A 7,093-nucleotide genomic window follows, 5' to 3' on the forward strand; every position below is an offset into this window, starting at 1 on the left:
CCCCGCGCCAGTCCGGCCCCGCCGGCGGCGGCGCCCGTCCGGGCCCGCGTCCGGCCGGCCCGCGTCCGGGCAACAACCCGTTCACCTCGGGCAGTGCCACCGGTATGGCCCGCCCCGGCGACCGCCGTCCGGCCGCGCCGGGCGCCCGTCCGGGTGGTCAGGGTGCTCCGGGTGCCGGTGCTCCCCGTCCGGGTGGCGGCGCTCCGCGTCCGGGTGGTCAGGGTGCTCCGGGTGCCGGTGCCCCGCGTCCGGGTGGCGGCGCTCCGCGTCCGGGTGGTCAGGGTGCTCCGGGTGCCGGTGCTCCCCGTCCCGGTGGCGCTCCGCGTCCCGGCGGTGCCCCGCGTCCGGGTGCTCCCGGCGCTCCGGGTGCCGGCGCTCCGCGTCCCGACGGCATGCCCCGTCCGGCCGGTCCGCGTCCCGGTGGCCCGACCCCGTCCGGCATGCCGCGCCCGAACCCGGGCATGATGCCGCAGCGTCCGGCTCCCGGCCCGCGTCCGGGTCCGGGTGGCCGTGGTCCGGGTGGCCCCGGCGGCCGTCCGGGTGCCCCGGGTGGTGCCCGTCCGGGCTTCGCCGGTCGTCCGGCCGGTCCGGGCTCGCGCCCGGCCGGTGGCGGCGGCTTCGGCGGTCCGCGTCCGGGTGGTGCCGGCGCCGGTGGCGGCGGCGGCTTCGGCGGCCCCCGTCCGGGTGGCTTCGGCGGTCGTCCCGGTGGCCCGGGTGCCCGTGGTGGCACGCAGGGTGCCTTCGGTCGTGGTCCGGGCGGTCGCCCGGCCCGTGGTCGCAAGTCGAAGCGGGCGAAGCGCCAGGAGTACGAGGCCATGCAGGCCCCGTCCGTCGGCGGTGTGATGCTGCCGCGCGGCAACGGCCAGACCGTCCGCCTCTCCAGCGGCGCCTCGCTGATGGACTTCGCGGAGAAGATCAACGCCAACCCGGCCGCGCTCGTCTCCGTCATGTTCAACCTCGGTGAGATGGTCACCGCGACCCAGTCGGTCTCCGACGCCACGCTGCAGCTGCTGGCCGACGAGATGGGCTTCGTCCTGGAGATCGTCAGCCGGGACGACGAGGACCGCGAGCTGCTGGAGTCGTTCGACATCGACTTCGGCGCCGACGAGGGCGACGAGGACCAGCTGGCCCCGCGCCCGCCGGTCGTCACCGTCATGGGTCACGTCGACCACGGTAAGACCCGCCTGCTGGACGCGATCCGCAAGTCCAACGTGGTGGCGGGCGAGGCCGGTGGCATCACCCAGCACATCGGTGCCTACCAGGTCGTCACCGAGGTGAACGGCGAGCAGCGCCCGATCACCTTCCTCGACACCCCGGGTCACGAGGCGTTCTCCGCCATGCGTGCCCGTGGTGCCAAGTCCACCGACATCGCGATCCTGGTGGTCGCGGCCAACGACGGTGTCATGCCGCAGACGGTCGAGGCGCTGAACCACGCCAAGGCCGCGGGTGTGCCGATCGTGGTCGCCGTCAACAAGATCGACGTCGAGGGCGCCGACCCGACCAAGGTCCGCGGTCAGCTGACCGAGTTCGGCCTGGTGGCCGAGGAGTACGGCGGCGACACCATGTTCGTCGACATCTCCGCGCGCCAGGGTCTGCACATCGACCAGCTGCTGGAGGCCGTGGTCCTGACCGCGGACGCCTCGCTCGACCTGCGGGCCAACCCCGACCAGGACGCGCAGGGCATCGCCATCGAGGCCCACCTCGACAAGGGCCGCGGCGCCATGGCGACCGTCCTCGTGCAGCGCGGTACCCTCCGCGTCGGTGACTCGATCGTGGTCGGCGACGCCTACGGCCGCGTCCGCGCGATGCTGGACGAGAACGGCAACAGCCTCGCCGAGGCCGGCCCGTCCCGCCCGGTGCTGCTGCTCGGTCTGACCTCGGTGCCCCGCGCCGGCGACAGCTTCATCGTCGTCGACGAGGACCGCACCGCCCGTCAGATCGCCGAGAAGCGCTCGGCCCGCGACCGCAACGCCGCCTTCGCGCAGCGTCGGGTCCGGGTGTCCCTGGAGGACCTGGACAAGGCCATCGCCGCCGGCTCCATCGAGCAGCTCAACCTCATCATCAAGGGTGACGTCTCCGGTTCGGTCGAGGCCCTCGAGGACGCCCTCGTCAAGCTGGACGTGGGCGAGGAGGTCGAGCTCCGGGTCCTGCACCGCGGTGTGGGTGCCATCACCGAGTCCGACGTGGACCTGGCGATGGGCTCGGACGCCATCATCATCGGCTTCAACGTGCGCGCCGAGGGCCGTGCGCGCACCGCGGCCGAGCGCGAGGGCGTCGACGTCCGGTACTACTCGGTCATCTACCAGGCGATCGAGGAGATCGAGTCGGCCCTCAAGGGCATGCTCAAGCCGGAGTACGAGGAGGTGCGCCTCGGCGCCGCGGAGATCCGCGAGGTCTTCCGCTCCTCCAAGTTCGGCAACATCGCCGGTGTGCTGGTCCGCGAGGGCCTCCTCCGTCGTAACGCCAAGGCCCGCCTGCTGCGCGACGGCAAGGTCGTGGCGGAGAACCTCTCCATCGAGGGTCTGCGCCGCTTCAAGGACGACGCGACCGAGGTCCGCGAGGGCTTCGAGGCCGGTGTGACCCTGGGCTCGTTCAACGACATCAAGGTCGAGGACATCATCGAGACCTACGAGATGCGCGAGAAGCCGCGCGCGTAAGCGGTGGCTGCCGGGGCCGGTCGACGGGTGGTAATTCCCGTCGACCGGCCCCGGTCTCGCTGTGTAGGGTCCTCGTATCGCAGCCCGGTCCAGGGCTGTCCCCGAGGCCTCCAGGTCGGCGAGACCTGTCATACATGTTCGTGGGAACACTCACCTTCGACCTGCTTCTGGGCGACGTCCACTCGCTCAAGGAGAAGCGTTCGATCGTGCGGCCCATCGTGGCCGAACTGCAGCGCAAGTACAGCGTGTGCGCTGCCGAGACCGGGAACCAGGATCTGCACCGGCGGGCCGAGATCGGCCTGGCGGTGGTGTCCGGCGACGCCGGGTACGTCACCGAGATCCTGGACAGCTGTGAGCGGTTGGTCGCCGGCCGCCCCGAGGTTCAGCTCCTCTCCGCCAGGAGGCGCTACCACAACGACGACGATGAGTGAGGTCTGTGACCGGGGCCGGCGGGAGTCGCCGTTCTCACACAGATCAGGACCGAGAGCGCCCGCAAGGCCGGGCGCGGGCCGGTACTTTGGGGGCGAGGGCCCCGACGGGTGCGCAGCTCGCCCGGGTACCGGGCCCACTGCACGAGGAGGCAACGTGACCGACACCGCAAGGGCGCGCAAGCTCGCCGACCGCATCCAGGTGGTCGTCGCCCAGACCCTGGAACGGCGGATCAAGGACCCCAGGCTGGGGTTCGTGACCATCACCGACACCCGGGTCACCGGCGATCTGCGCGAGGCCACCGTCTTCTACACCGTCTACGGCGACGACACCGAGCGCGAGGCCACGGCCGCCGCGCTGGAGAGCGCCAAGGGTGTGCTCCGCTCCGAGGTCGGCAAGCAGACCGGGGTGCGCTTCACCCCGTCGCTGACCTTCGTCGCGGACGCCCTGCCGGAGAACGCCCGGAACATCGACGACCTGCTCGACCGGGCCCGGCACTCCGACGCGGCGGTCCGCACCGCCGCGGCGGGCGCGACCTACGCCGGCGACGCGGACCCGTACCGGGTGCCGGCGTCCGAGCGTGACGACGAGGACGAGTAGTCATGGCGGGTGAGCCGGCGGCGGCCGGTTCGACAGCGGGACCAGTCGCGGGGGCGTCCTCCACCACCACGGTGGAGGGTGCCCTCGCGGTGCTTCCGGGGCCGCGCGCCGAGGCGGGCGGGTTCGAGCTGGAGTGGCAGCGGGTGGTGGCCGAGATCGGGCGCGCCCGTTCCATCGACCTGATCTGCCACATCTGCCCGGACGGTGATGCGCTCGGCTCGGCCCTCGCGGCCGGCCTGGCGCTGCGCTCGCTCGGCAAGGAGGTGCGGGTCTCCTTCGGCGACGACCCGCAGATCGTCCCGGAGTCGCTCTCCTTCCTGCCCGGCCAGGAGCTGATAGTCCCGGCCTCCGAGGTGCCCGACCGGCCGGAGCTGGTGCTCTGCTTCGACGTCGCCGCGCGGAGCAGGCTCGGCCTGCTGCACGACAAGGCGTTCGCGGCTCCCGTCCTGGCGGTCTTCGACCACCACGCCTCCAACCCGGGCTTCGGCACCCACCGGTTGATCGACCCCTCGGCCCCGGCGACCGCGGTGCTGGTGGACGAGCTGCTGCGCCGGCTCGGCGTGCCGCTCGACCAGGAGCTCGCGACCTGCCTCTACACCGGCGTCGCCACCGACACCGGTTCCTTCAAGTACGCGGCCACCACGCCCGCCACGCACGAGCTGGCCGGCCGGCTGCTGGCCACCGGCATCCGCCAGGACCTGATCTCCCGTCAGCTGTGGGACACCTGCTCCTTCGGCTACCTCAAGGTGCTCGCCGGCGCGCTGGAGCGCGCGGTGTACGAGCCCGACGCGGCCGGCGGCCTCGGCCTGGTGTGGACCTGGGTGCCGTACCAGGACCTGGCGCTGTTCAGCGTCACCGTGGAGGAGATCGAGGGCCTGATCGACATCCTGCGCCGGCCGGCCGAGGCCGAGGTGGCGCTGGTGCTCAAGCAGGACCCGGACGGCACCCTGCGCGGCTCCTGCCGTTCCAAGGGCGCGGTCGACGTGGCCGCCGCCTGTACGGCGCTCGGCGGCGGCGGGCACACCTTCGCGGCCGGGTTCTCCGCCCGCGAGGACGTGGCGGCCGTGGTGGACCGGTTCCGCGCGGAGCTGCGGCCGGCCGGCTGAGCCCCCGGGGGCCGGGCCGCCGCGACAGTTGTGACCCCTTCGAAGAAAGAACTCGATTGAAGCGCAAGGGCACCGGGCCGGACGGCCTGGTCATCGTCGACAAGCCGGAGGGCATCACCTCGCACGGGGTGGTCGCCAAGCTGCGGTGGCTGGCCGGGACGCGGAAGGTCGGCCACGCCGGCACCCTCGACCCGATGGCCACCGGCGTGCTGGTCATCGGCGTCGAGCGGGCCACCCGCCTGCTCGGCCACCTGATGCTCACCGCCAAGACCTACGAGGCGACCATCCGGCTCGGGCAGACCACCGTCACCGACGACCGGGAGGGCGAGGTCACCGCCTCCGTCCCGGCCGACGGGGTCTCCCCGGAGGCCGTCGACGCCGGGATCGCCGCCCTCACCGGCGAGATCATGCAGGTGCCGTCCAAGGTCAGCGCCATCAAGATCGACGGCAAGCGGTCGTACGCCCGGGTGCGGGAGGGCGAGGACTTCGAGCTGGCCGCCCGTCCGACCACGATCCACTCGTTCACCGTGCACGGGCGGCGCGCGGCCGTCGCCGAGGACGGCACGCCCGTCCTCGACCTGGACGTCACGGTCGAGTGCTCCTCCGGCACCTACATCCGGGCCCTGGCCCGGGACCTCGGCGCCGGTCTCGGCGTCGGCGGCCACCTGACCGCGCTGCGGCGGACCAAGGTCGGCCCGTACGGGGTGGAGTCGGCGCGCACCCTGGAACAGCTGGAGGAGGCCGTCACCGGTGAGTCCGGCAAGCCGCTGGAGGTGCTGCCGATCGGCGCGGCCGCGGCGGCCGCCTTCCCTCGCTGGGACATCGACGCCGAGCAGGCCCGCCAGCTTGCCCACGGGGCCCGGCTGAAGGCCCCGGGCATGGGCGTCGACGGGCCGATCGCGGTCTTCGGGCCGGAGGAGCGGTTCCTGGCCCTGGTGGAGGAGCAGGGCGGCCAGGCCAAGCCGGTCGCCGTCTTCGTCGGCTGAGCGGGCCTGTGCGCTGAACACGCTCGCGCGGAACACCCTCGCGCCGGGCACCCCACGGAGCCCCCCGCCGCCCCTCACCGGGCGACGGGGGGCTCCGTGCTGCCCGGGGTTCACCCGTACCGGTGGACCGACGTGCTCCGGAAAGACCTCACCCGGACGGGGGAGCGCACGAGGTGAACGGCGGTGGTGAGTGGGGCGGGAAGGGCTGCGGCGCGCCGGGGCCGGGCAGGCTCCCCCGCGGCGAGCAGGCGGCCGTGACGACCTCTGACGGGCCGTACGGCCCGGTGGGGAGGACGGACGCATGCCGGGTGGCCAGGACGGCGACGGGACGGCGGACGATCCGGGGCGTCACCTGGTGCTGATCCACGACCCGGACGGCCGTCCGCGCGGACTCGGCTTCGTCACCGACCCACGGGGCCTGGTGCTCACCGCCCACGAGGTGGTGGCCGGACTGCGGGGCCTGGTGCTGCGCACCCCCGGCGGCCAGACCCGGGTGCTGGGCCCCGACGCCGTGCGGCCGCTGCCCGAACACGGCCTCGCCCTGCTGCGCACCGACACCGCCGGAGGGCTGCCAGTGCCGCCGCTGCCGCTGGCCGCGGCCCGGCCGGAGGAGCTCGCGGACGGGGTCCTGGTGCCCGGCCCGGTGGGCGCGGACGGCCGGGCGGCCGCGCTCCGCGCCGCCGTGCTCGGGCGGAGCACCGCCGGCTACCCCGGGACGGAACGGTTCCACCTGATCGACGGGGTGCTGCTGGTGGACCTGCCGCCGGGCGCCGCCGGGCCGGTGCCCGCCGGGGCGCCGGTGCTGGACGTCCGCAGCGGCGCCGTGATCGCGGTGGCCTCGCCCGCCGTCCGGGGGCCGCGCGAGGAGGGCGGCGTCCGGGCCGTCCCGGTGACCGGGGGTGGACCGGACGGGCCCGGCGGGGTGCTGGCCGCCGCACTGGCGCGCAACGCGGTGACGGTGCCGGCGTACGGGCCCGCGCTCAACCCGGCCGGGGTGCTGCGGCTGACCTGCGCCCAGCTGGCGGCGGCGGGCGCCGGCCCCGGGCGGGTCGCCGCGCTGGCCGCCGACCGGGTGGACCGGCCGGACGTCCCGCCCGACCCGGCCCGGGGGCCGGTGACCGTCCTGGTCGGCGCCCCCGGCAGCGGCCGTTCCACCGAACTGGCGGCCCTCGCCGCGCGGCGCGTGGGCGGCGTCGTGCCGCTGCCCACGCTCTGGCTGCGCGGGGCCGACCTGGATCCGGAGCGCGGGACGGGCACGCTGGCGCAGGCGGTGGGCCGGGCGCTGGCGACGGCGGCCGCGGAGCTGGGCACGCCC

Annotated in this window: 6 protein-coding genes; all 6 read left to right on the forward strand. The window is 74.6% G+C overall.

Features of this window, described 5'->3' with window-relative positions; translation table 11 throughout:
* The coding region (gene infB, locus ACWEQL_RS39560; RefSeq protein WP_452155980.1) for a translation initiation factor IF-2 at positions 1–2,657 on the forward strand (2,657 nt) is incomplete at its 5' end.
* Positions 2,658–2,791: 134 nt separating this feature from the next.
* Positions 2,792–3,088, forward strand: coding sequence for a DUF503 domain-containing protein (locus ACWEQL_RS39565; RefSeq protein WP_196949803.1), 297 nt, complete (start codon positions 2,792–2,794; stop codon positions 3,086–3,088).
* Between the two features lie 154 nt (positions 3,089–3,242).
* Entirely contained in the window at positions 3,243–3,686 is a 444-nt protein-coding gene (rbfA, locus tag ACWEQL_RS39570; RefSeq protein ID WP_452155983.1) for a 30S ribosome-binding factor RbfA, read from the forward strand.
* Between the two features lie 2 nt (positions 3,687–3,688).
* Entirely contained in the window at positions 3,689–4,792 is a 1,104-nt protein-coding gene (locus ACWEQL_RS39575; RefSeq protein ID WP_452155985.1) for a DHH family phosphoesterase, read from the forward strand.
* A 56-nt stretch (positions 4,793–4,848) separates the two neighbouring features.
* The gene (gene truB, locus ACWEQL_RS39580) at positions 4,849–5,778 is read left to right on the forward strand and encodes a tRNA pseudouridine(55) synthase TruB (protein WP_452155987.1); all 930 of its coding nucleotides are present in this window, start codon (positions 4,849–4,851) and stop codon (positions 5,776–5,778) included.
* Positions 5,779–6,079: 301 nt separating this feature from the next.
* The coding region (locus ACWEQL_RS39585; RefSeq protein ID WP_452155989.1) for a trypsin-like peptidase domain-containing protein at positions 6,080–7,093 on the forward strand (1,014 nt) is incomplete at its 3' end.

The sequence above is a fragment of the Kitasatospora sp. NPDC004240 genome (assembly GCF_053603215.1).